The 22,381-nt window shown below is 72.3% G+C and carries 22 protein-coding genes; 9 read left to right on the forward strand and 13 right to left on the reverse strand.

All coding sequences use genetic code 11. The features are described 5' to 3' along the window. The first annotated feature begins 133 nt into the window (after nt 1-133). Nucleotides 134-469 (forward strand): hypothetical protein, encoded by a 336-nt coding sequence (locus AB0L59_RS31070; protein WP_365589954.1) that lies wholly within the window; start codon nt 134-136, stop codon nt 467-469. A 121-nt stretch (nt 470-590) separates the two neighbouring features. Here AB0L59_RS31070 and araD read toward each other — a convergent pair whose 3' ends face one another. From araD to AB0L59_RS31100, 6 genes are all read right to left on the reverse strand, one after another. Beyond that, nucleotides 591-2,303 (reverse strand): L-arabinonate dehydratase, encoded by a 1,713-nt coding sequence (gene araD / locus AB0L59_RS31075; protein WP_365589955.1) that lies wholly within the window; start codon nt 2,301-2,303, stop codon nt 591-593. Further along, nucleotides 2,300-3,211, reverse strand: coding sequence for a dihydrodipicolinate synthase family protein (locus AB0L59_RS31080; RefSeq protein WP_365589956.1), 912 nt, complete (start codon nt 3,209-3,211; stop codon nt 2,300-2,302). Before AB0L59_RS31080 ends, araD begins: the two co-directional genes overlap by 4 nt. Next, nucleotides 3,208-3,891, reverse strand: a complete 684-nt coding sequence (locus AB0L59_RS31085) for a GntR family transcriptional regulator (protein ID WP_365589957.1) — start codon at nt 3,889-3,891, stop codon at nt 3,208-3,210. The genes AB0L59_RS31080 and AB0L59_RS31085 overlap by 4 nt, the downstream gene beginning before the upstream one ends. Nucleotides 3,892-4,011: 120 nt before the next feature. Then, nucleotides 4,012-4,773 (reverse strand): MBL fold metallo-hydrolase, encoded by a 762-nt coding sequence (locus tag AB0L59_RS31090; protein ID WP_365589958.1) that lies wholly within the window; start codon nt 4,771-4,773, stop codon nt 4,012-4,014. Nucleotides 4,774-5,131: 358 nt separating this feature from the next. Then, the gene (locus AB0L59_RS31095; RefSeq protein ID WP_365589959.1) at nt 5,132-5,713 is read right to left on the reverse strand and encodes a TIGR03086 family metal-binding protein; all 582 of its coding nucleotides are present in this window, start codon (nt 5,711-5,713) and stop codon (nt 5,132-5,134) included. A 5-nt stretch (nt 5,714-5,718) separates the two neighbouring features. After that, nucleotides 5,719-6,165: a DUF6010 family protein gene (locus tag AB0L59_RS31100; protein WP_365589960.1), complete on the reverse strand. Its 447-nt coding sequence runs from the start codon at nt 6,163-6,165 to the stop codon at nt 5,719-5,721. A gap of 144 nt (nt 6,166-6,309) precedes the next feature. On the opposite strand from AB0L59_RS31100, the gene AB0L59_RS31105 reads away from it, so the two are divergent. After that, complete coding sequence (locus tag AB0L59_RS31105) at nt 6,310-7,542, forward strand: MFS transporter (protein WP_365589961.1); 1,233 nt, start codon at nt 6,310-6,312, stop codon at nt 7,540-7,542. On the opposite strand, the gene AB0L59_RS31110 is transcribed toward AB0L59_RS31105, so the two are convergent. Both AB0L59_RS31110 and AB0L59_RS31115 read right to left on the reverse strand, forming a co-directional pair. Further along, nucleotides 7,479-8,642, reverse strand: coding sequence for a hypothetical protein (locus AB0L59_RS31110; RefSeq protein WP_365589962.1), 1,164 nt, complete (start codon nt 8,640-8,642; stop codon nt 7,479-7,481). The two genes, AB0L59_RS31105 and AB0L59_RS31110, sit on opposite strands and share 64 nt — an antisense overlap. A 64-nt stretch (nt 8,643-8,706) precedes the next feature. Next, nucleotides 8,707-9,648 carry a 5-dehydro-4-deoxyglucarate dehydratase gene (locus tag AB0L59_RS31115; RefSeq protein ID WP_365589963.1) on the reverse strand — a complete coding sequence of 314 codons (942 nt, stop codon included), beginning with the start codon at nt 9,646-9,648 and terminating at the stop codon, nt 8,707-8,709. A 213-nt stretch (nt 9,649-9,861) separates the two neighbouring features. On the opposite strand from AB0L59_RS31115, the gene AB0L59_RS31120 reads away from it, so the two are divergent. The 7 genes from AB0L59_RS31120 to AB0L59_RS31150 all read left to right on the forward strand — a co-directional run bounded on the left by AB0L59_RS31120 (nt 9,862) and on the right by AB0L59_RS31150 (nt 17,242). Further along, nucleotides 9,862-10,671, forward strand: coding sequence for an NAD(P)-dependent oxidoreductase (locus AB0L59_RS31120; RefSeq protein ID WP_365589964.1), 810 nt, complete (start codon nt 9,862-9,864; stop codon nt 10,669-10,671). 314 nt (nt 10,672-10,985) lie between these two features. Further along, nucleotides 10,986-11,756: a DeoR/GlpR family DNA-binding transcription regulator gene (locus AB0L59_RS31125; RefSeq protein WP_365589965.1), complete on the forward strand. Its 771-nt coding sequence runs from the start codon at nt 10,986-10,988 to the stop codon at nt 11,754-11,756. Between the two features lie 78 nt (nt 11,757-11,834). After that, on the forward strand, nt 11,835-13,202 hold the full coding sequence (locus tag AB0L59_RS31130) for a sugar ABC transporter substrate-binding protein (RefSeq protein ID WP_365589966.1): 1,368 nt from the start codon (nt 11,835-11,837) through the stop codon (nt 13,200-13,202). Beyond that, nucleotides 13,199-14,134 carry a sugar ABC transporter permease gene (locus tag AB0L59_RS31135; protein ID WP_365589967.1) on the forward strand — a complete coding sequence of 312 codons (936 nt, stop codon included), beginning with the start codon at nt 13,199-13,201 and terminating at the stop codon, nt 14,132-14,134. The genes AB0L59_RS31130 and AB0L59_RS31135 overlap by 4 nt, the downstream gene beginning before the upstream one ends. Further along, nucleotides 14,131-14,976 carry a carbohydrate ABC transporter permease gene (locus AB0L59_RS31140; protein WP_365589968.1) on the forward strand — a complete coding sequence of 282 codons (846 nt, stop codon included), beginning with the start codon at nt 14,131-14,133 and terminating at the stop codon, nt 14,974-14,976. Before AB0L59_RS31135 ends, AB0L59_RS31140 begins: the two co-directional genes overlap by 4 nt. Continuing rightward, nucleotides 14,973-15,962 carry a zinc-dependent alcohol dehydrogenase family protein gene (locus tag AB0L59_RS31145; RefSeq protein WP_365589969.1) on the forward strand — a complete coding sequence of 330 codons (990 nt, stop codon included), beginning with the start codon at nt 14,973-14,975 and terminating at the stop codon, nt 15,960-15,962. The genes AB0L59_RS31140 and AB0L59_RS31145 overlap by 4 nt, the downstream gene beginning before the upstream one ends. An 86-nt stretch (nt 15,963-16,048) precedes the next feature. Then, nucleotides 16,049-17,242 carry a TerD family protein gene (locus AB0L59_RS31150; RefSeq protein WP_365589970.1) on the forward strand — a complete coding sequence of 398 codons (1,194 nt, stop codon included), beginning with the start codon at nt 16,049-16,051 and terminating at the stop codon, nt 17,240-17,242. Between the two features lie 51 nt (nt 17,243-17,293). On the opposite strand, the gene AB0L59_RS31155 is transcribed toward AB0L59_RS31150, so the two are convergent. The 5 genes from AB0L59_RS31155 to AB0L59_RS31175 all read right to left on the reverse strand — a co-directional run bounded on the left by AB0L59_RS31155 (nt 17,294) and on the right by AB0L59_RS31175 (nt 22,208). After that, a complete protein-coding gene (locus tag AB0L59_RS31155; RefSeq protein WP_365589971.1) occupies nt 17,294-17,872 on the reverse strand; it encodes a helix-turn-helix domain-containing protein in 579 nt (192 codons plus the stop codon). A 73-nt stretch (nt 17,873-17,945) separates the two neighbouring features. After that, nucleotides 17,946-18,602, reverse strand: coding sequence for a 2'-5' RNA ligase family protein (locus tag AB0L59_RS31160; RefSeq protein WP_365589972.1), 657 nt, complete (start codon nt 18,600-18,602; stop codon nt 17,946-17,948). A gap of 232 nt (nt 18,603-18,834) precedes the next feature. Next, nucleotides 18,835-19,857 carry a 1-aminocyclopropane-1-carboxylate deaminase gene (locus AB0L59_RS31165; RefSeq protein WP_365590012.1) on the reverse strand — a complete coding sequence of 341 codons (1,023 nt, stop codon included), beginning with the start codon at nt 19,855-19,857 and terminating at the stop codon, nt 18,835-18,837. 31 nt (nt 19,858-19,888) lie between these two features. Next, the gene (locus AB0L59_RS31170) at nt 19,889-20,536 is read right to left on the reverse strand and encodes a GntR family transcriptional regulator (protein WP_365589973.1); all 648 of its coding nucleotides are present in this window, start codon (nt 20,534-20,536) and stop codon (nt 19,889-19,891) included. A gap of 91 nt (nt 20,537-20,627) precedes the next feature. After that, entirely contained in the window at nt 20,628-22,208 is a 1,581-nt protein-coding gene (locus tag AB0L59_RS31175) for a TROVE domain-containing protein (protein WP_365589974.1), read from the reverse strand. Nucleotides 22,209-22,381: the final 173 nt, after the last annotated feature.

A 22,381-nucleotide genomic window follows, 5' to 3' on the forward strand; every position in this document is an offset into this window, starting at 1 on the left:
CGATGGCACGGGACGGCTACGACGCCCCCGGCCTTCGCGCGCTTCCTCTCGCCCCTCGTTCGTGGAGGTCGCGGACCGTCCGTTGCCGGTCGTGAACGTGGTGAGCCGGCGGTGAGGCGGAGAGGATCCGGGCATGGGATTCGTCCGAACGCACCTGGAGCTGGCCGGGATCCATCCGGCGACCGACAAGAGCGGACGGCTGGTACTGGAGTTCGCGCCGAACCGGTTCAAGCACGATGTGGGGCTGCGCATCAGCTGTTCGGGCGTGCGGCACTTCTCCGTCGACCACCACCACGCGATCGACTGGATGCGGGTCGAGACCGTGCTGCTCGACGAGATCCTCCCGGACGGGCACGGCGACGCGGACGGTGCCGGGGACGGCGGCCGTGTGCACGAGATCGCGCTGACCGACGCCTCGATCACCGTCCGCTGCCAGGACCTCCACGCGGAGTGGGACGGCGGCAGCTGACGCCGGACGTCGGTTCATCGTCGCGCCGGTCGCCGTACTGCCGGTCGTCACGGCCCGGCCGGCAGGAGCCGTCCGACGCCCGGGCGGAGTCCTCCTTGTCGCCGGCCGCCAGGTTCCTGGGTCAGCCGGCGTAGGGGTCCGGCACCTGGCCCGGCCGGGACAGGAACTCGAAGTCGCAGCCGGTGTCGGCCTGGGTGATCTGACCGTTGTAGAGGACGCCGTAGCCGCGCTCGTAGCGGGCGGGCGGCGGTGTCCAGGCGGCTCGACGGCGCTCCAACTCCCCGTCCTCCACGTGGAGATGCAGACGGCGGGCCGCGACGTCCAGGGTGATGAGGTCCCCGGTGCGCACCAGCGCCAGCGGGCCGCCGACGTACGACTCCGGGGCCACGTGCAGCACACAGGCGCCGTAACTCGTGCCGCTCATCCGGGCGTCGGAGATCCGGACCATGTCCCGCACACCCTGCTTCAGCAGGTGGTCGGGGATGGGGAGCATGCCGTACTCGGGCATGCCGGGGCCGCCCTTGGGACCGGCGCCCCGGAGCACCAGCACGCTGTCGGCGGTGATGCCGAGCGCGGGGTCGTCGATGGTGCGCTGCATGGTCCGGTAGTCGTCGAAGACCACGGCCGGACCGGTGTGCCCGAGCAGGTGGGGCTCGGCGGCGACGTGCTTGATGACCGCGCCGTCCGGGCAGAGGTTGCCGCGCAGGACCGCGACCCCGCCCTCGCGCGCGACCGGGTTGTCGCGGGGGCGGATGACGTCGTCGTCGTGCACCTGCGCGCCCTCCAGCTGCTCGCGCAGGGTGTCGTACGACACCGTCGGACGGTCCAGGTGGAGCAGGTCGGTGATCCGGGACAGGAAGCCGGGCAGGCCGCCCGCGAAGTGGAAGTCCTCCATCAGGTACCGCTGTCCGCCGGGGCGGACGTTGGCGAGGACGGGCACGGTCCGGGCGATGCGGTCGAAGTCGTCCAGGGTGAGCCGCACCCCGGCGCGGCCCGCCATGGCGATCAGGTGGATGACGGCGTTGGTGGAGCCACCGAGGCCGAGGACGGTGGTGACGGCGTCCTCGAAGGCCTCGCGGGTGAGGATCCGCGACAGCCGGCGGTCGTTCCGCACCAGCTCCACGGCGGTCATTCCGGCCTTGGCGGCCATCCGGTCGTGTCCGGAGTCGACCGCCGGGATGCTCGACGCGCCCGGCACGGTCACACCGAGGGCCTCGGCGGCGGCGGTCAGCGTGGACGCCGTCCCCATGGTCATGCAGTGCCCCGGGGAGCGCGCGAGTCCGCTCTCCAGCTCGGTCATCTCGCAGTCGCCGATGAGGCCGGCCCGTTTGTCGTCCCAGTACTTCCACATGTCGGTGCCGGACCCGAGCACCTCGCCCCGCCAGTGTCCCGGCAGCATGGGCCCGGCAGGCACGAAGACGGCGGGCAGGTCGGCGCTGGCCGCACCCATCAGCAGCGCGGGCGTGGACTTGTCGCACCCGCCCATCAGCACCGCCCCGTCGACCGGGTAGGAGCGCAGCAGCTCCTCGGTCTCCATCGCCAGCAGGTTCCGGTAGAGCATCGGCGTCGGCTTCTGGAAGGTCTCGCTCAGCGTCGAGACGGGGAACTCCAGCGGAAACCCGCCCGCCTGCCACACCCCCCGCTTCACGGCCTGGGCGCGGTCGCGCAGGTGCACATGGCACGGGTTGATGTCGGACCACGTGTTGAGCACGGCGATCACGGGCTTGCCCAGGTGCTCCTCGGGCAGATACCCGAGCTGCCGGGTCCTGGCCCGATGACTGAAGGACCGCAGCCCGTCGGTCCCGTACCACTGGTGGCTCCTCAGCCTGTTCACAGGGACCATCCGGCGGCGATGGCGGCGACCTCGGCGCGCTCGTCCTCGGGCAGCGGCTTGCTCGGCGGCCGCACGTCCCGGCGGCACAGGCCGAGGGCGGCGAGTGCCTCCTTGACGACGGTGACGTTGTTCGCGGAGCCGTGGGCGGCGCGCAGTTCCTCGAAGCGGCGGATCTGCTCCCAGACCTTCATGGCGGCGGGGTAGTCGCCGGATCGAAGCGCTTCAACCATGTTCAGCGAAACGGCCGGGGCGACGTTCACGAGCCCGGAGGTGAACCCGGTGGCGCCCGCGGAGAAGTAGGAGGGGGCGTACGGTTCGGCGAGCCCGGCGACCCAGACGAAGCGGTCGAGGCCCGCGTCCCGCGCGAAGGCCGCGAACCGTGCGGCGTCCGGTACGGCGTACTTCACGCCGATGACGTTCGGGCAGTGGTCGGCGAGCTCGGCGAGCCGGGCGCCGGGCAGCGCCGCGTTGCGGAGGTACGGCACCACGCCCAGCTCGGGCACGGACTCGGCGATGGCACGGTGGTAGTCGACCCAGCCGCCCGCCGAGACGTAGGGATGGACGGGCTGGTGGACCATGACCATACCGGCGCCGACGTCGCGGGCGTGCCGGGCGGAGGCGGTGGCGGTGGGCAGGTCGTGGCCTACGCCGACGAGGATCGCGGCGCGGTCGCCGGCCTCCTCGACGGTCGACTCGGTGACCAGGCGGCGTTCTTCGGGGGTGAGGGCGTAGAACTCGCCGGTGTTGCCGTTGGGGGTGAGGGTCCGGATCCCGCCGTCGAGCAGGCGACGCAGCAGGGCCCGGTGGGCGCCGGTGTCGATGGAGCCGTCCGCGGCGAAAGGGGTCACCGGGATGGCCACCACGTCGGCCAGGGCCGCCCGTTGGGGCTCGAACGTCACACTGCTCATCGATGACCTTCCTCCGGGTGGGGGCCGGCGGCTCGGGTGTCCTCGCTGTCCGCGGGGAAAGCCCGCTCCACGAAGGACGCGATGTGGGCGTGCAGCGCGCCCGCCGCGGCGTCGGCGTCGCCGGCGAGCGCGAGTCGCAGGATCTCCCGGTGCTCGGCGGCCTCCCGCTCCCAGGAGGGTTCGGCGGCCCAGGCGACGGCGGAGACCAGCGCGGCCTGGTCGCGGACCTCGTCCAGCATCCGGCCCAGCAGCGGATTACCGCAGGGCAGGTAGAGGGCGCGGTGGAAGTCCCGGTTGGCGAGGGAGCGTTCCGCGGCGTCGGTGGCGTCGTCCGCACGGATCAGCGCGTCGCGCGCGGCCGCGAGAGAGGCGCCCCGTGCGACGGCTCTCCGTAGCGCCTCCGGCTCCAGCAGCAGCCGTACGTCGTGGACCTCGCGTGCCATGTCCGCGTCCACCATGCGCACCGTGACGCCCTTGTACTGGCTCATGACGACGAGACCGGTCCCGGCGAGCGTCTTCAGCGCCTCACGCACCGGGGTCTTGGACACCCCGAACTGCGCGGCCAGTTCCGTCTCGACCAGGGCCTGGCCTGGCGTCAAATGGCCAGTGAGAATGCGGTGTTTGATCGCGTCCAGCACGTACTGCGTGCGGGACGGGATCGGGGTGGGCACAGAGGTCATGCGGCCCTCTCGGATCTCACATATCGCGTCTCGTATATGACGTACGAAGTACGACGCGGTTGAAGGTAGGAGCGGGCCCGCCTTTCGTCAATGCTTCTGACAAAAGAGCTCGGAGACCTCTCAGACGGTGTGGACGTCGCCCTCGACGGCGGTACGGGTGCGCCGGCCGCAGACCGCGGCGGCGCGGGCGGTGGCCGCCTCGCGGGTGAGCGTGGGGCCGACGTGGGTGACGAGCAGTTCGCGTACGCGGGCGTCGAGGGCGACGCGCCCGGCGTCCTCCGGCGTCAGATGCACCTGCTCTCGGTGTTCGCCTTCGCGATGCGCGTCGATGTCGGACTCACACAGGAACAGGTCGGCGCGGGAGGCGAGTTCGCCGAGCGCGGCACACGGGCCGCTGTCCCCGGAGTAGGCGAGCACGCTCCCCTGGCATTCGGCGCGCAGTCCGTACGCCTCGGTGTCGTGGGCGACGGCGCGGGCGGTGAGGCGGAGGTTCCAGTGCCGCACTTCATGGCCGTCGTACAGGGCCCGGAAGTCGAGGACGCCCTTGAGGAAGTCGACGTCCGCCCGCCCGAAGAAGCCGGCCAGCCGGTGGGCGCAGTCCTGCGGGGCGTACACCGGGACCGGTGCGGCCGGGGTCATCCCGCCGAAGGCGAACGCGTAGGCGGCGGACAGCAGATCGGCGCTGTGGTCGGCGTGCAGATGGGAGATCCAGATCGCGGTGAGCCGTGCGGGATCCGTGTGCCGCTGCAACGCGGCGAACGTACCGGGCCCCGCGTCCACCCACACCTCGGCACCCCCGCCGGACAGCAGGTATCCGGAGCAGGGCCGATCGGGACCGGGGTGCGGGGAGGCGGTGCCGAGGACGGTGAGGGTGAGTGGCATGGGGGGAGGGTACGACGGCCGGGGTCTCCGCTTCGGCGCACCCGGGCAAGCGGAACCCGGGCTTCTCGCAGCCGGGTCGCCTGTGCGACGGCCCCGACCGGCCCCGACGGGGCCGGCGGACGCAGAACGCCAGCGGTCCCGCGGCGGTTGCCCTTGGCCCGTCGGTGGAGCCGCCCGCGGCCGTGGCCGACCGGGGCGGCACGGTCCGGCCGGGTGGCCACGGCCGCGCCCTGCTCGCGCTCCTCGGGGCGGTGTCGACCGCGGCAGCCGGACGGCTGGAGCCCCGGGTGTTCTGTCCCGTCACGCCCCGCGGACGGAAGAAGGGTTTCCCGGCCACGGGGAAGTGACGTGTACGTCCTCAGGGGCGCCATCCCGGGTCCCGCCCGCTCAGCCCCACCGCCCGGTCCAGCAGTGGCGCGTCCTCCGGAACCGGGACGACCGGGCCGAAGATGCCGCCGCCGCGGCTCGCGTCCTCGGCCGCCGCGAGGAGGAAGCCGTGGGCCGAGCCCAGGGCGCCGGGGTCGGGCGCGTAGGAGCGGCCGAGGGCGCGGGCCAGGTCCCAGCCGTGGATGGCCAGTTCGTCGGCCACGACGGCACCGGCGACCTCGCCGGGCAGGTTCACCCCGCCGGCACGGGTCATGCCGGTCCAGGCGGCCGGGTCGCGCCAGGCGTCGGCCAGTTCGTCGAGAACCTTGGGCAGCTCCTCGCGCCAACCGGGGCCGACGTCCGGGAGGGCGGCGACCGGACTGGTGTCGGTCGTCGCCCCCAGGTCCTTGCGCGCGGCGTCGCGGAAGGCCACGGAGAGCATGTGGATGTGGCCCAGCAGGTTCCGCACCGTGTAGTCCGGACACGGGGTGGGCGAGGCCAGCTGCTCGTCGGTCACCGACTCGGCGAGCCGCGCCACGAGCCGGGTCTGCGGGCCGAGGTCGAGCACGGTCATGCGGGTCACTCCTTCACGGTTGCACTCCTCGTACGAAGGGCTGACCGGCCGGCTCCCCGAAACTCATCGGTGCCGCGCAGCCGCGCCCACGGCGAGCGCCCACCGCCGAAACACCACACCGCGATCACCGGGTCGCACAGCGCGCAGCCGAACGAGGAGTCGTGGGCGAACGGCACGATCGGGTGTCCCTTGAGGTGGTGCACGACGTCCCAGGCCGTGTGCAGCAGCCAGCCGACGCCGATCCAGGCCCAGGAGTCCAGGCCCTTGTAGGCGACGTAGGTGGCCACCGCGGTGAACGCGAACTCCCAGCCGCCGAGGCCGCCGCCGCTGAGGTAGGCGGCGCCCGCTCCGGCCACCATGACCGCGTTGAAGCGGCGCCGGTGCGGCTCCGGGACGAGGGACATGAGCAGGACGTAGACAAGACCGATCACGATCGGGGCGAGATAGCGCATGACGCCGACAGTAGGTTCGGGCCGGCGCGCGCCCCAGGGGCATGGCTGCCAGGTTCCGACGGATTGCCGCCGCCGCGCCGCACCGGGCGGACAGGGCATCTTGCCGATGCCGGCCCGCCGGCCTCAGGTCCACGATGAGCAGGCATGACGACTTCCTGGACGCTGCTCCGCGTTGTGCGCGACCGCAACGCGGGGCTGTATCTCACGGGCCTGCTGGTCTCCGCTTTCGGCACCTCGTCGCTGTCGCTGGCGTCGGGCGTGTGGGTCAGGGACCTGACCGGGTCCGACAGCCTGCCCGCCCTGTGCATGCTCACGGCGTGGGCCCCCACCCTCGCCGGCCCGGCGCTGGGCACGATCGCCGACCGCGTGCGCCCGGGGCCCCTGCTCATCACCCTGCACCTGGCGCTCGCCGCCGCCCTCCCGGCGCTCTTCGCCGTCCGCTCGCCCGACGGGCTGTGGCTGCTGTTCACCGTCCTGCTCCTGTACGGCACCGCCGGCGTCGTCGGCGAGGCCGCCGAGTCGGCCCTGATCGCCTCCGTCGTCCCCGGGGACCTCCTCGGGGACTTCAGCGGGCTGCGGACGACCGTCACGGAGGGCATGAAGCTCGTCGCGCCGTTGACCGGGGCGGGTCTGTACGCGGCCTTCGGCGGTCCCGCGGTCGCCTGTCTGGACGCGGGGACCTTCGTGCTCGCCGCCGGGCTGTGCGCCCTGCTGCGGGTGCCCGAGAAGCGGCCCGCCCGGTCAGGCGGCTGCCGGCGGAAGGAGACCGCCGAGGGGGTGCGGTACCTGTGGGGTCACCCGGTGCTGCGCCCGCTGGTACGGGCGGGCGGCACGACGATGCTCCTCGCCTCACTGAGCGGCACGACCGTGTACGCCGTCGTGGACCGCCTCGGCCACTCCCCCGCCTGGACGGGCGTGCTCTACGCCGTCCAGGGCTTCGGTTCGGTGACGGCCGGGCTCGTCTCGGGAGCCGCGCTGCGGCGGCTCGGCGGGCGCCGGTTCGCGGCGACGGGCATCGCGCTGACGGCACTCGCGGTGGCCGCACGGGCGGTGCCGTCGGACGCGATGGCGCTCGCCTCCGCCGCGGCGATCGGTCTGGGTCTGCCCTGCGTGCTCGTCGCTGCGTTCACCGCCGTCCAGCGGGAGACGCCCGGCCCGCTGCTCGGCCGGGTGACGGCCACCGCCAACACCCTGGTCTTCACGCCCAGCGTCATCGGCCTTGCCGTCGGCGCCGGTCTGGTCGAAATCGCCTCTCCGCAGCTGCTGTTGCCCCTCTACGGCCTGGCGCTGCTGGTCACGGCGTCCTTACTGGCTCAGCGCGCGGACAGCGCCGCCCGCACCGCTGCGAGATCCGAGTCGGACGCCAACCCGGCGTGATAGAGCCGCAGTTCGGTCGCGCCCTGGGCACGCGCGCGTGCCGTGTCCGCCGCGAGCGTGCCGGGGCTGCCGCCCATCCCGGAGACGACGGTGAAGTTGGCGGCCAGCACCGTCCGCTTCCGGGCGTGTGCGGCGAAGGGCGCCAGCAGGGCCGTACCACCCGTGCAGGGCACCACCACGCCGTCGGCGAGGGCGAGGACGCGGGCCGGGTCGGCCCCGGCGTTGGCGCCGCAGTGATAGGAGACCGGGTCGGCGTGCAGCAGGACCTGGAAGCCGGCCGGGGCGGCGGCGCGCACGGCGGCGACGGCCTCCTCCTGGAGGGTGCCGGCGGCGGCGTCGCGCCACGCGCGCGTGCGGGCCGCCGCTTCCTCGCCGAGCAGCTTCGCCACCGTCGGCCAGCCCTCGTCGTCCGTCACGCCCCGCCACAGCGGCTCCAGCGCGGCCCGCACAGAGGCCGCCAACTCATCGGCCTCCAGGCCGTGTTCACCGTACCCGGCGCGGCAGGACGGGCAGAAGCACAGGGACATCAGGTACTGCCCGGCCTCGCCGAGACCGACCCCGGAGATCTTGTCGTGGGCGTGCAGATGCTGGAGCCCGTACCAGCCGAGGGACTCCAGCTCGGTGCCCCGCGCGCCGGGGCGTACGGCGGCCTCGGCGGCCAGGTCGACCAGGTACGCGCGCGTGGCGGGCTGGGCGATGCAGGGCGCCCAGGGGTAGTGGTCGCCGTAGGCGTTGACGACGGAGGTGTCCGGATGCTCGGCGCCCATGCGGGAGTTGTGGGCGAGGACGACCCAGGTGTGCACCTCCAGGCCCGCCGCCGCGAGGGCGCGCGCCGCCTCGCCGTGGGCATCGCCCGGGGCCCAGCGGCCGGCCGTGTGGGGGCGCAGGCCACGGCCCGCCCAGCGGTCGCCGGGCGGGTAGAGGACGGCCGCGTACTCGGCGGTGACGATGCGGTGGCGGGGGTGGCGAGGGGTCAGGGCACGAGTGGAGTGGTAGGCGGCGGCGAGGGTCACCTGCTCCACACCGAGCCCGGCGATGCGCGCGGGGGCGTCGGGATCCCCGCACACATCCCAGGGGTAGACGAACACCGACGCCTTCACACGCCCTCCCTCAAGCCGGACCGCCGCTCACCCACACGCCCTCCTCCGAGCCGGACCGCGCCCCTCACACGTCCTCTTCCAGGAGCGCGTAGCCTCGTTCGATCAGCTGGGCGAGTTGTTTGACGTGGTCCTCCGTCGGCTCGTGCAGCGGGGGCCGGACCTCGCCGACGTCCAGGCCGCGCAGCCGTACGCCGGCCTTGACCAGGGAGACGGCGTAGCCGGGGCCCTGGGCGCGCAGTTCCACGAACGGGCGGTAGAAGCCGTCCAGGAGGCGCCGCACGGTCGCCGTGTCGCCCGCGGTCACGGCGCGATGGTAGGCGAGGGCGATCTCGGGTGCGAAGCAGAAGACGGCCGAGGAGTACAGGGTGACGCCGAGGGCGTGATAGGCGAGCTGGGTCTGCTCGGCGGTGGGCAGGCCGTTGAAGTACAGGAAGTCGCCCGGGACTTCGGTGCGTACGACGCTGATGATCCGCTGCATCAGGTCGAGGTCCCCGAGGCCGTCCTTGAGGCCGAGGATCCTGTCGGTGCGGGCGAGTTCCACCACCGTCCGCGGGGTGAAGACGGCGTTGTCGCGCTGGTAGACGATCACCGGCAGGGCGGTGGCCGCGGCGACCTCACGGTAGTGCCGCAGCAGGCCCTCCTGGCCGGCGAGGACGAGGTAAGGCGGCATGGCGAGCAGTCCGTCGGCGCCCGACGCCTCGGCCAGGCGAGCGTAGCGGACGGCGAGCGCGGTGCCGTACCCGGCGCCCGCGACCACCGGGACGCGCCCCTCGGCCGCCTCCACGGCCACCCGGACGCAGGCCGCGAACTCCTCCGGCACCAGCGCGTGGAACTCCCCGGTGCCGCAGCAGGCGAACACGGCGGCGGCCCCGGCCGCCACACCCCCGCGGACATGCGTGCGGTAGACGTCGAGGTCGACCGAGCCGTCGGGGCCGAAGGCCGTGACGGGGAAGAAGAGCGGCCCGCGCGGATCGCTGAGCCGTTCGGTGAGAGGGGCTGGCGTCACGGGCTCTCCCTTGAGGCACACCGGTGCATGTTTCTGATTCACGTCCATATTTCTGAACGCGACCACGCTACGGGGCCCCCTTGTCGCAGGTCAAGCAGGCAAACTCTTAACATCCGGGTCGAATTCGCCGACACCACGCGACACTTGACGGTGCACGCCATGGATCCTTAGCGTGTCCACGTATGTGAATATCGGCCACAAGGAGAACCTAGGATGCCCGCTCCCCGCACCGTCCTGCTCACCGGCGCCGCCGGCGGGCTCGGCACCCTGATGCGGTCCCTGCTGCCGGGATACGGCTACACCCTGTGCCTGTTCGACGTGCGCCCCGTCGAGGGCGTGCCCGACGCGATCACCGCCGACCTCGGTGACACGGAAGCCCTGCGCGAGGCGGTGCGGGGCGTGGACGCGGTCCTGCACCTCGCGGGCATCTCCCTGGAGGCCCCCTTCGAGAAGATCCTGAAGTCGAACATCGAGGGCACCTACAACCTCTACGAGGCCGCCCGCCAGGAGGGCGTGCCCCGGATCGTCTTCGCCTCCTCCAACCACGCCGTCGGCTACACCCCGGCCCCCCGCGCGGGCGAACCGCTGATCCCGGTCGACACCCCGCGCCGCCCCGACACCTTCTACGGCCTGTCCAAGTCCTTCGGCGAGGACCTCGCCCAGCTGTACTGGGACAGGCACGGCCTGGAGACCGTGTCGGTCCGCATCGGATCCTGCTTCCCGGAGCCGACGAGCGTGCGCATGCTGTCGGTCTGGATGAGCCCGGCCGACGGCGCCCGCCTCTTCCACGCGGCGCTGACCGCCGAGGACGTCGGCCACACCGTCGTCCACGGTTCCTCCGCCAACACGCGCCTGTGGTGGGACCTGACGACCGCGCGGGCGCTCGGCTACGAGCCGCAGGACGACTCCGAGCCGTACGCCGAGAAGCTGATCGCCGAGCAAGGTGAGCTGGACCCGGAGAACCCGGCGCACAGCCACCTCGGCGGTCACTTCGTGAACGACCCGCCGATCTGGCCGTACTGATCCCTGCGGACGCCCCAGGAGCACCTCCCGAAGACACGGGAGCACTTTCGAAGAGGCCGGGCGGCGGAAAACGATCCCCACGCGCGCGGGCGGGCACCGAACGGGCCCGCCCGCGGTCGCGTTCGGGCATCCGGGGTGCCCGATCCCACCCACGCCCGCACACCCCCGCAGGTCCGAGCCGGGCACTCCACCCCGGAAACGGGCGCACACGGGCAGCATCGGGCCCGCAACAGACCTGGTCAGCTCCGCACACCCGCTGTAGAACTTTTCCCACAGGGCCCGAACGGGCAGCTCCGCGGAAGGTGGGTGAGGGTATGAGCACGAGGACGGCGGAAGAGCGCCAGCGCGAGATCGTGCGGGCCGCGCGTGCGACCGGCTCGGTCGACGTCACCGCGCTCGCCGCCGAGCTGGGCGTGGCCAAGGAGACCATCCGGCGCGACCTGCGCGCCCTGGAGGACCACGGTCTGGTCCGTCGTACGCACGGCGGCGCCTATCCGGTGGAGAGCGCCGGCTTCGAGACGACGCTCGCCTTCCGCGCCACCAGCCATGTGCCCGAGAAGCGCAGGATCGCGGCCGCCGCGGCCGAACTGCTCGGGGACGCGGAGACGGTCTTCGTGGACGAGGGCTTCACCCCGCAGCTCATCGCCGAGGCCCTGCCGGCCGACCGGCCGCTGACCGTGGTCACCGCCTCCCTGCCGGTCGCGGGCGCCCTCGCGGAGGCCGAGAACACGTCGGTCCTGCTCCTCGGCGGGCGGGTCCGGGCCGGCACGCTGGCCACCGTCGACCACTGGACGACGAAGATGCTCGCCGGCTTCGTCCTCGACCTCGCCTACATCGGCGCCAACGGCATCTCCCGCGAACACGGACTGACCACCCCCGATCCGGCGGTCAGCGAGGTCAAGGCGCAGGCGATGCGGGCCGCGCGCCGCACCGTGTTCGCGGGCGTGCACACCAAGTTCGGCGCGGTCAGCTTCTGCAGGTTCGCCGAGGTCGGCGCGCTGGAGGCGATCGTCACGAGCACTCAGCTCCCGGCCGCCGAGGCCCACCGCTACTCCCTGCTGGGGCCGCAGGTCATCCGGGTCTGACGCGTCGGCTCGCCCGCCTCGCCGGGCACCTCCAATTAAAAAATGCCCATTATGTTCATATACGTCCAGGAGTGATCCATGCGAACCCAGAGCCGACGGAGGCCGCGAGTCCCGCTCGCCATGGCCGCCGCAGGGACGCTGCTCGCCCCGCTGCTGTCCGGCTGCTGGGTCGGTGCGGGCGGGACCGGTTCCGGCGGCAACTCCATCAACGTCCTGATGGTCAACAACCCCCAGATGACCGAGCTGCAGAAGCTCGCCCCCCACTTCACCGAAGAGACCGGTATCAAGGTCAACTTCACGGTCCTGCCCGAGAACGACGTCCGCGACAAGATCAGCCAGGACTTCGCCAACCAGGCGGGCCAGTACGACGTCGCCACGCTCTCCAACTACGAGATACCGATCTACGCCCGCAACGGCTGGCTGCGCGAGATGAACTCGTACGTCGCCAAGGACCCCGCGTACGACGAGCGGGACGTCCTCGCGCCCATGCGCCAGTCCCTGACCGCCGCCGACGGCAAGCTCTACGGCCAGCCCTTCTACGGCGAGTCGTCCTTCCTGATGTACCGCAAGGACGTGTTCGCGGCGAAGGGCCTCAGCATGCCGGCCCACCCCACCTGGCAGCAGGTCGCCGACCTCGCCGCGCGGGTGGACGGCGCCAAGCCCGGAATGAAGGGCATCTGCCTGCGCGGCCTGCCCGGCTGGGGCGAGATGATCGCGCCGCTGACCACGGTGGTGAACACCTTCGGCGGCACCTGGTTCGACAAGCACTGGAAGGCTCGGCTCGACTCCCCCGAGTTCGAGAAGGCGACGAAATTCTATGTCGACCTGGTGCGCAAGCACGGCGAGTCCGGCGCCGCCCAGTCCGGCTTCGCCGAGTGCCTCAACGACATGACCCAGAGCAAGGTCGCCATGTGGTACGACGCCACGTCCGCGGCCGGCCTGCTGGAGGCGAAGGGCTCCCCGGTCAAGGGCGAGCTCGGCTACGTCCCCGCCCCTGTCGAGAAGACCCCCTCCTCCGGCTGGCTCTACACCTGGGCCTGGGGCATCCAGAAGGCCTCCCGCAACCCCGACAAGGCCTGGAAGTTCGTCTCCTGGGCGTCCAGCAAGGAGTACGAGCAGCTGGTCGGCAAGACCAGCGGCTGGTCCAACGTCCCGGCGGGCAAGCGGGCCTCGACGTACACGAACGCCGACTACCGCAGGACGGCCGCCGCCTTCCAGGACATGACGAAACAGGCCATCGAGAGCGCCCGGCCCACTGACCCCGGCGTGCAGCCGCGCCCCGCGCCCGGCATCCAGTTCGTCGACATCCCCGAGTTCACCGACCTCGGCACCAAGGTCTCCCAGGAGATCAGTTCGGCCATCGCCGGGCGCCAGTCCGTCGACTCGGCCCTGAAGAAGTCGCAAGCGCTCGCCGAGAAGATCTCCAAGGAGTACGAGGGACGATGACCGCGGCAACAGCTCCCTACACAGCGACCCCGGCACGCGCCACGCGGCAGCCCTCCGCCCGCCTGCGCGCCTGGGCCACCCGGGCTCCCCTCCTGCCCGCACTGATCTTCATGATCATCGTGACCCAGCTGCCCTTCGTGGCCACGCTGGTGATCTCCTTCTTCCACTGGAACTCCCTCTACCCGAAGGCCCGCCACTTCGCCGGCTTCGACAACTACCAGGAGGTGCTGACCGACCCGGACCTGCGCCACTCCGTGTGGACGACCGTCCTGCTCACCGTGGCGGTGGTGGTGACCAGCCTGGTCATCGGCCTGGCGCTGGCACTGCTGCTGGACCACAAATTCCCCGGCCGGGGCGTCGTCCGCACCCTGCTGATCGCCCCGTTCCTGGTGGTCCCGGTGGCCGCGGCCCTGCTGTGGAAGCACGTCCTCTTCAACCCCGAATACGGCCTGCTCAACGGCCTGTTGCACTATGTCGGCGGCCCACAACCCGACTGGATCTCCAACACACCGCTGCTGGCGGTCGAGGCCGCCCTGGTATGGCAGTGGACGCCGTTCATGATGCTGATCCTGCTCGCCGGTCTGCAGAGCCGCGACCCCGAGCAGATCGAGGCCGCGCGGGTGGACGGCGCGAACGAATGGCAGATCTTCCGCCATCTGACGCTGCCGCACCTGCGCCGCTACCTCGAACTCGGCGCCCTGCTGGGCTCGATCTACATCGTCCAGAACTTCGACGCGGTCTTCACCATCACGTCCGGCGGCCTGGGCACCGCCAACCTGCCCTACACCGTCTACCAGACCTTCTACCAGGCCCATGAGAACGGCCTCGCGTCGGCCGCCGGGGTCCTGGTCGTCATCGGCTCGATCGTCATCGCCACCTTCGCGCTGCGCGTGGTGTCGTCCCTGTTCCGCGAGGAGGTGTCCCGCGCATGAGCGGCATCGCCGTGACTCTCAAGAAGCACCGGGGCCTGAGCATCGGCCTGCTGGCCTGGCTGGTCGGCATCGTCTTCTTCCTGCCCATCGCCTGGATGGCACTGACGTCCTTCCACTCCGAGGCGGACGCGGCGACCAACCCGCCGTCCTTCGCGGCGTCGCTGACCCTCGACGGCTACCGCGAGTTCTTCGGCGCGGGCGGCGGCGCGAGCCCCTGGCCCGCGCTGATCAACTCGGCGGTCGCGTCGCTGGTCTCGACGGCCCTCGTGCTCCTCCTCGCCCTCCCGGCGGCGTACGCGCTCTCGATCCGCCGGGTGAAGAAGTGGACGGACGTCCTGTTCTTCTTCCTGTCCACGAAGATGCTGCCGGTCGTGGCCGGCCTGCTGCCGATCTACCTGTTCGCGAAGAACACCGGGATGCTGGACAACATCTGGTTCCTGGTCATCCTCTACACCTCCATGAACCTGCCGATCGCGGTGTGGATGATGCAGTCGTTCCTCGCCGAGGTCCCGGTGGCGGTGATCGAGGCGGCGCAGATCGACGGCGCCCGCCTGCCGACGGTCCTCGCGCGCGTGGTCGCCCCCATCGCCCTGCCCGGCATCGCCGCCACGGCCCTGATCTGCTTCATCTTCAGCTGGAACGAACTCCTGTTCGCCCGGGTCCTCACGGGCGTGGTCGCCGAGACCGCCCCCGTCTTCCTGACCGGTTTCATCACCAGCCAGGGCCTGTTCCTGGCCAAGGTGTGCGCCGCGTCGCTCGTCGTCTCCCTGCCGGTGCTCGCCGCGGGGTTCGCCGCCCAGGACAAGCTGGTCCAGGGCCTGTCGTTGGGAGCCGTGAAATGAAGGCCGCCGTCATCGAGTCCGTGGGCAACGCCGTCGTCACCGAGGTGCCCGACCCGACGCCGGGCCCCCGCGAGGTCGTCGTCGAGGTGGCTGCCTGCGGCCTGTGCGGCACGGACCTCCACATCCTCCAGGGCGAGTTCGCACCCAAGCTGCCGATCGTCCCCGGGCACGAGTTCGCGGGCGAGGTGGTCGGGGTCGGCAGCCGGGTCACCGAGGTCGCGATCGGCGACCGGGTGGCTGTGGATCCCTCCCTGTACTGCCACGAGTGCCGTTACTGCCGCGTCGGTCACAACAACATGTGCGAACGGTGGGGCGCGATCGGCGTGACGACGGCGGGCGGGGCGGCACAGTACGCGGTGGCGCCCGTGGCCAACTGCGTGAAGCTGCCGGAGCACGTGCGCACCGCGGACGCGGCCCTGGTGGAGCCCCTGTCCTGCGCGGTGCGCGGCTACGACGTCCTGCAGTCCCGTCTGGGCGCGCACGTCCTGATCTACGGCTCCGGGACCATGGGGCTGATGATGCTGGAGCTGGCCAAGCGGACGGGCGCGGCGAGCGTGGACATGGTCGACATCAACCCCGCCCGCCTGGAGACGGCCCGCGGGCTGGGTGTGTCCGGCTCGGCGGCGAGCGCGGACGAGTTGAACCGGCCGCAGGGCTGGGACGTGGTCGTGGACGCCACCGGCAACGCGGCGGCGATCCAGGACGGCCTGGAGCGGGTGGCGAAGGCGGGCACGTTCCTGCAGTTCGGGGTGGCCGACTACGCGACCCGGGTGACGATCGACCCGTACCGCATCTACAACCAGGAGATCACGATCACCGGCTCCATGGCGGTGCTGCACAGCTTCGAGCGGGCGGCCGAACTGTTCGCGAACGGGGTGCTGGATCCGCAGGTGTTCATCAGCGACCGGATCCCGCTGGAGCGCTACCCGCAGGCGCTGGAGCAGTTCGCCGCCGGGGTGGGACGGAAGATCGTGGTCGTGCCCTGAGCCGATCGGGCCGGAACCCTGAGCCGTTTGGGGGCCGGGTAAGGGAACGGTAAAGCGGTGTCGCTCGTTGATCCGGCATGACAGTTATGACCCCTGGCTCGAACATCCCTCTCTCCGCCGTGCGCGTGACGGTGGACGTCGCCGCCCCGGTGCGGCTCGACGTGTCGGGCCTGCTGCTCGCCGCCGACGGCAAGGTGCGCTCGGACGACGACTTCATCTTCTACAACCAGCCGACGGGCCCGGGCGTGAACCACGCGTCCGGTGGGGGTACGGCCCCCGACGCGATCACGGTCGACACCGCCGCCGTGCCGCCGGACATCGAGAAGATCGTGGTCACGGCCAGCCCGGACGCGGCCGGCCAGACCTTCCAGGGCATCGAGCCGACGGCCACGGTCCGCGACGCGGACGGCGGCACGGTGCTGGCCACGTTCACCCCGCCGCGGCTCGGCACGGAGACGGCGCTGGTCGTCGTGGAGATCTACCGCCGGGGCGGCGCCTGGAAGGCCCGCGCGGTCGGCCAGGGGTACGCCGACGGACTGGCCGGCATCGCCACGGACTTCGGTGTGACGGTGGAGGAGCCGGCGGCGGCCCCGTCGGCGCCCGCCCAGCCGGCGGCGCCGGCGGCGCCTCCGCAGCCGGTGGCCCCGCCCGCCCCGCCGGTGTCCGCTCCTGCGGCCCCGCCCGCCCCCGCTCCGGGCGCCGGGAAGATCAACCTGGACAAGGGCCGGGTCAACCTGCAGAAGAACCAGACCGTGTCCCTGATGAAGGGCGGCCGTCCGCTGCTCTCCCAGGTCAAGATGGGCCTCGGCTGGGAGCCTGCGTTCCACGGCTCGGACATCGACCTTGACGCCTCGGTCATCGCCTACGGCCCCCGGCGCAACCACATCGACAGCTGCTACTTCGGCAAGCTGACGATCCTGAACGGCGCGATCAGGCACTCCGGCGACAACCTCACCGGGGAGGGCGCGGGCGACGACGAGGTGATCACCGTCGACCTGGGCCGTCTCTCCCAGGAGGTCACCGGCCTGGTCTTCACGGTCAACTCCTTCTCCGGCCAGAAGTTCACCGAGGTCGCCAAGGCCTACTGCCGCCTGCTGGACGCCACCACCGGCGAGGAACTGGTCCGCTTCGACCTCACCCACGCCGAGTCCCAGACCGGCGTGATGATGGCCAAGCTCATCCGTCAGTTCTCCGGTGAGTGGGACATGACGGCGATGGGCGACTTCGTGAAGGCCCGGACGGTGCGGAACATGGTCGAACCGGCAGCGAAGGCTCTGTAGGCGCTCGCACGACACGGTCGGCGCCCCCGTCGGTCAGGGGGCGCCCGGTGCTCAGGGCCGCCCGCCGGGCCGGAGTCCCTCCGTCAGCAGCGACAGATAACGACGGATCTGACTCCCCTGCCCGTCCGCAAGTTCCGACGCCGACGCCACGCCGTGCGCGAGGCGCAGGACGTCGATCGGCTCGATGTCCGTGCGCAGGCTGCCCTCCCGCTGCGCCGCCTCCACCAGGCGCCGCGCCGCGTCCTGCACGGCGGTGCCGCAGGCCGTGCCCGCGACGGAACCGCCGTCGGTGACGGCCGAGCCCAGCAGCGCCTTCATGCCGCGCACCTGGATCGTCCCCACGCAGACCTCGCCCAGCCACTCCACCAGCGCCTCGCCCGGCGGCAGTACCGCGGCGATGGCGTCGGCCCGGGCCGCCATGGCCTCGATCCGGTCCACGTACGCGGCCTCCAGCAGGTCCTGCCGGGTCGGGAAATGCCGGTAGAGGGTGCCGGAGCCGACTCCGGCCCGTTTGGCTATGTCGTCCAGCGACGCGTTCTCCCCATGCTCGGCGAAGGCCTCGGCCGCCACCTGCAGCAACCGCTCGTAGTTGCGCCGAGCGTCCGCGCGCATGGGCCTGACCTGCGGCATCCAGATACTCCTCGCACACCGGGAATCCCCTCCAAAGCCTATCGGGACTCTGTGCGGCCGCCCCCCGCCACGGTCAGTGCCACTCCGGTGGCTCGTACGCGCCGGTCGCCGGCTCCGGTCCGCGACGGCGGCGTACCGCGCCGGTGCCCAGGCCGATCAGGGCGCGCACCTGCATGGGGCCGTCACCGCGGCGGGACAGCAGGGAGATCTCGGCCACCCGCGCGTGCAGCGTGCCGAGCCGGGCGGCGCACTCGGCCGCGAGGACCCGCGGGGCGCGGGTGCGCCCGAGCGAGAGATGCGGAGTGAAGCGCGGGAAGCGGTCCGTGCAGTACGGGAAGGGCTCCACCAGCAGACGCCGCAGCTCCGCCCACGGCGCGAGGCCGGCCGCCGCGGGGTCGAGCCAGACGGTGGCGTAGGAGCGGTGGCGGAAGGCGTGGACGCCGCCGAGCCGGATGTCGAAGGGGTCGCACCGCGCCGCCGCGGCGGCCAGCAGCGGGAGCGCCGCCGGGAAGTCCTCCTCCGGCACGAAGCCGAACAGGAGGTTCACATGGGGCGGCCAGCGGCGGATCTGCGGGTCGTGCTCGGCCCGGATGCGCTGGATGGCGGGCCACAGTCCGGCCGGGGGCAACCAGGCCACGGCGGTCCGGGGCGTGGGAGCCGACTCGAGGCGGCCGGGGGCGGCAGGCGGGCGGGGGTCCCGCCCGGGCCGGGCGTCGGGGTGCGGGGCCACCCCTTCATCATGGCCCCGCCCCACCGGGCGCGCCCTCGGCGCAGGGCCGCCCAGGGGCCTGTCGTCAGACTCCCGTCGTCCGCCCGCCAGGGCGGGCCTCGCGGCGTCAGGTGCGTGCTCTCGGCGTGCCGGGCCCCGGCCCTCGTACGGGATGGACTTGAGCCCGGCCCCGCGCGACGAGAGTGCGTGCGTGGCGTCGCGGGGCAGACGGGAGTTTGACGACAGGGCCAAGCTAGAACAGGGCACTGTAGGCGTTGAGCGCCGGCTGGCCCCCGAGGTGCGCGTAGAGCACGGTGGAGTCGCTGCCGATCTCGCCGCGCCGGACGAGATCGATGAGCCCGGCCATCGACTTCCCCTCGTACACGGGGTCGGTGACCATCCCCTCGGTCCGCGCGGCCAGCCGCATCGCCTCCAGGGTGGCCTCGTCGGGGATGCCGTACGTGCCCGCGTGGTACCGCTCGTCCAGCTCGATGTCCGCCTCGGTCACCTCGCCCTCGACGCCGATGAGTTCACCGGTGGCCCGGGCGATCCTGGCGATCTGCTCGCGGGTGCGGAGGGGTTCGGCGGAGGCGTCGATACCCAGGACCCGGCGCGGGCGCCCACCCGCCTCCTGAAGGGCCCGGAACCCGGCGACCATGCCCGCCTGGGTGGACCCGGTCACCGAGCACACGATCACCGTGTCGAAGAAGACCCCCAGCTCCTCCTCCTGCAGGGCGACTTCGTGGGCCCAGTTGGCGAAGCCGAGGCCGCCGAGCGGATGGTCGGAGGCGCCGGCCGGGATGGCGTACGGCTTCCCGCCCGCCGCCTCGACGTCCCGCAGCGCCTGCTCCCAGCTCTCCTTGAACCCGATCCCGAACCCGGCCCGCACCAGCCGGACCTCGGCCCCGGCGAGCCGGCTGATCAGGATGTTGCCGACCCGGTCGTACACGGAGTCCGGCCACTCCACCCAACTCTCCTGCACCAGCACGCACGTGAGACCAGCCCGGGCGGCGACGGCGGCGACCTGGCGGGTGTGGTTGGACTGCACTCCGCCGATCGACACCAGGGTGTCGCAGCCCTGGGCGAGCGCGTCGGCGACCAGATACTCCAGCTTGCGGGTCTTGTTGCCGCCGTAGGCGATCCCGGAGTTGCAGTCCTCCCGCTTGGCCCACAGGGAGGCGCCACCGAGGTGGGCGGTCAGGCGCTCCAGGGGGTGCACCGGGGAGGGTCCGAAGAGGAGGGGGTAACGCTCGTACGACGCCAGGGACGCGGGCAGGGACACGGGACCTCCAGGGGCGGGAGAGGGGTCAGTCGGGGTCGGCCAGGGCGGTGAGGGTGCGCCAGATCTCCTCCGTGATCCGGAGCGCGGCGTCCACGTCACCGCCGGCGCAGGCCTCGATCAACCGCTCGTGCAGTCCGGTCGAGCGGCACGAGCCGCCCTCGCCGAAGCGCTGCCGCTCCAGGCGCCGGATGAGCGGGGTGTAGCGGGCGACGGTGGCGGCGGCCGCGCGGTTGCCGCTCACCCGGACCAGCACCTCGTGCAGGTCGTCGTCGGCACGCAGGGCCTCGTCCACGTCACCGGCGCGCACGGCGGCGGCGAAACGGTCGTTGGCCGCCCGCATCCCGTCGACGTGTTCCTGCCGCAGCCGGGGTACGGCGATGCGGGTGACCAGCTCGTGCATGGCGCCGACCACGGCCGCCGCGTCCCGTACGTCGGCGGCGACCAGTGGGGTGACCCTGGTGTAGCTCTGCGGTTTGCTCTCCAGCAGCCCCTCGTCCACCAGCCGGGCGAACGCCTCGCGCACGGGCGCCCGGGAGAGCCCGAGCCGCTCGGCGAGGTCGGCGTCGCGCACCACCGCACCGGGCTCGATCTCCCCCGCCACGATGGCGTCCCGGATCGCTGTGCAGGCGCGGTCCCGGAGCAGGGTGCGGGGGACGGGTCGCAGGGCCACCATGAACTGAAATGTTAGATGTCAGAGCGGGGGCGGACAAGGGCGTGGCCCGCACCCCCGGAGAAGTGCGGGCCACGCCCGTGGCCGGATCCGCTCAGGCCTGCCACGGCCAGCGGCTGTCGCCGACCGCCTCCAGCAGGGGCACCATTCGGAAAGCCGCGTCCGAGAGGCCTCCGAAGGTGTGCCGGTTTCCGGTGCCCGACGGGCCGTGGCCCGCCCGGTAGCCCTCCAGGTTCCAGGTGTAGACGGGCACCCGGGCCGGGATCAGGTCGGTGGGGCCGCCGTGCCGGTTCGGGGCGTACTGCTCGTCGGTGACGATCAGCACCCGGTCGTGCTTCCTGTAGTGCCGGCGCACCGCGTCGGTGGTGTCGGTGCCGCCCAGGTCGCCGAAGCGCTCCAGGATCCTCAGCACCGGCTCCCCCTTGCGGAACCGCACCGTGCGGCTGTTCGTGCCGAACTCCACGAGGTCGGCGTCGGCCGCCCGCAGGGCGAGCGCGGTGCCGAAGATCGCCGCCGCGTCGGCCCGGGTGAGTTCCGAGCGGTCGCGCGACGGCGCCCAGAACATCGAGCCCGACCGGTCGACCAGCACCAGTGTCCGGCCCGGCAGCGCGGGCACGTTGGCCAGCGAGTGGCCGAGCGCCTGCTCCAGCGGGTAGGACCAGCGCAGCGACGGCGCGTGCCGGTGGGCGGCGAGGTAGCGGAAGGGGAACTGCCGCGAGCGCGCGACCTCCGCCGGGTCGCTGATCCTCGCCGCGACCCGGGCGGCCACCTCGTCCGAGACCCCCGCCTCGTCGAAGTTCCGCAGGTTACGGACGAGCGCCATGGCGCCCATGGACGGGATCACGGCCTCCCAGGCCGCCTTGTCCATCGGCCCCTGGAGCCAGCCGGCCAGCGCCTCCCAGGTGAGGCCGGCCGCCGCGAGCCGCTCGGCGCCACCGGGCGTGGTGACGACCGCCCGCCGCTCCTCGATCGGCAGCGCCATCAGCTCGCGGTGCGCGGTGAGCACGGGCAGGGACGTGGGCGGCACGGCGGTGTCCGGGTGGTGCCGGCGGTCGAGCGCGTACCGGAACAGCTCGCCCTGCCACGGCTTGGCCGGGTCGGGGGCGGCGTGCACGAGGTTGAGGATGTCGCCGAAGCGGTAGCCCTTGGCCGCGGTGTCGTACTTGAGCAGCGACTTGGCGTGGTACAGCCGTCGTACGGCGTCGGCGACCCCGCGCTTGACGGGCTTGGGCACGGCACGGCCGTACGTCGACGTCCAGTAGGCGAGCAACTCGCCGGGTTCGTCCGGGCGCTGGAGCACACGGTCCACGACCTGCCGGTTCGACGGGCCGTCGGTCGCGCCCGCGGTCAGACGTGCGTGCACGTACTCCGCGGCGCCCACGAGCGACGCGGTCCGCATGTGACCCTCACCGCGCAGCCAGCCGAGCAGGCCGGCCGTCCACTCCGGGTCGCTGACGGCGAGGTCGCGCACGAGCCGGGCGAACCGGTCGTCGCGGTTCCGGGCATTCTCGTAGAACGTGTCCCCGAGGAAGTGGGACACCGCCAGCAGAAAGAGCTCCGAACGCGCGTCGCGCTCCTGGCCCCGGCCGCCCTCGTGCGTCCGCAGGACACGACCGGTCGTGGTGACGGCCGAGGCCGACTGTGCCTTCGCGGTACGCGTGTTGAATCGCGCCATGGTGGATTCCCCCGAATTCGTCGCCTTTTCGGAGGGGGGCGCCGCACATGGAGGATGTCCGAGGTCAGGGGTCGGCGGCGGACTTTGCCCAGATGCTCTACCCATTGAGCTACACCGACCCGAAGTCGATGACGGGACTCGAACCCGCAACCGTCCGATCCAATGGAGTAACC

It is taken from the genome of Streptomyces sp. NPDC052109, from assembly GCF_040680195.1.
In the GTDB taxonomy this organism is placed as follows: Bacteria; Actinomycetota; Actinomycetes; order Streptomycetales; family Streptomycetaceae; genus Streptomyces.

Excerpts from the sequence above, each read along its gene's own strand:
- AB0L59_RS31070 (WP_365589954.1), top strand. The coding sequence starts at position 134 with ATGGGATTCGTCCGAACGCACCTGGAGCTGGCCGGGATCCATCCGGCG.
- AB0L59_RS31080 (WP_365589956.1), bottom strand. The coding sequence starts at position 3,211 with ATGAGCAGTGTGACGTTCGAGCCCCAACGGGCGGCCCTGGCCGACGTG.
- AB0L59_RS31175 (WP_365589974.1), bottom strand. The coding sequence starts at position 22,208 with ATGGCGCGATTCAACACGCGTACCGCGAAGGCACAGTCGGCCTCGGCC.
- AB0L59_RS31155 (WP_365589971.1), bottom strand. The coding sequence starts at position 17,872 with ATGCCGCAGGTCAGGCCCATGCGCGCGGACGCTCGGCGCAACTACGAG.
- AB0L59_RS31085 (WP_365589957.1), bottom strand. The coding sequence starts at position 3,891 with ATGACCTCTGTGCCCACCCCGATCCCGTCCCGCACGCAGTACGTGCTG.
- AB0L59_RS31095 (WP_365589959.1), bottom strand. The coding sequence starts at position 5,713 with ATGACCGTGCTCGACCTCGGCCCGCAGACCCGGCTCGTGGCGCGGCTC.
- AB0L59_RS31130 (WP_365589966.1), top strand. The coding sequence starts at position 11,835 with ATGCGAACCCAGAGCCGACGGAGGCCGCGAGTCCCGCTCGCCATGGCC.
- AB0L59_RS31105 (WP_365589961.1), top strand. The coding sequence starts at position 6,310 with ATGACGACTTCCTGGACGCTGCTCCGCGTTGTGCGCGACCGCAACGCG.
- AB0L59_RS31100 (WP_365589960.1), bottom strand. The coding sequence starts at position 6,165 with ATGCGCTATCTCGCCCCGATCGTGATCGGTCTTGTCTACGTCCTGCTC.
- AB0L59_RS31145 (WP_365589969.1), top strand. The coding sequence starts at position 14,973 with ATGAAGGCCGCCGTCATCGAGTCCGTGGGCAACGCCGTCGTCACCGAG.
- AB0L59_RS31140 (WP_365589968.1), top strand. The coding sequence starts at position 14,131 with ATGAGCGGCATCGCCGTGACTCTCAAGAAGCACCGGGGCCTGAGCATC.
- AB0L59_RS31125 (WP_365589965.1), top strand. The coding sequence starts at position 10,986 with ATGAGCACGAGGACGGCGGAAGAGCGCCAGCGCGAGATCGTGCGGGCC.
- AB0L59_RS31150 (WP_365589970.1), top strand. The coding sequence starts at position 16,049 with ATGACCCCTGGCTCGAACATCCCTCTCTCCGCCGTGCGCGTGACGGTG.
- AB0L59_RS31135 (WP_365589967.1), top strand. The coding sequence starts at position 13,199 with ATGACCGCGGCAACAGCTCCCTACACAGCGACCCCGGCACGCGCCACG.
- AB0L59_RS31170 (WP_365589973.1), bottom strand. The coding sequence starts at position 20,536 with ATGGTGGCCCTGCGACCCGTCCCCCGCACCCTGCTCCGGGACCGCGCC.
- AB0L59_RS31120 (WP_365589964.1), top strand. The coding sequence starts at position 9,862 with ATGCCCGCTCCCCGCACCGTCCTGCTCACCGGCGCCGCCGGCGGGCTC.
- AB0L59_RS31090 (WP_365589958.1), bottom strand. The coding sequence starts at position 4,773 with ATGCCACTCACCCTCACCGTCCTCGGCACCGCCTCCCCGCACCCCGGT.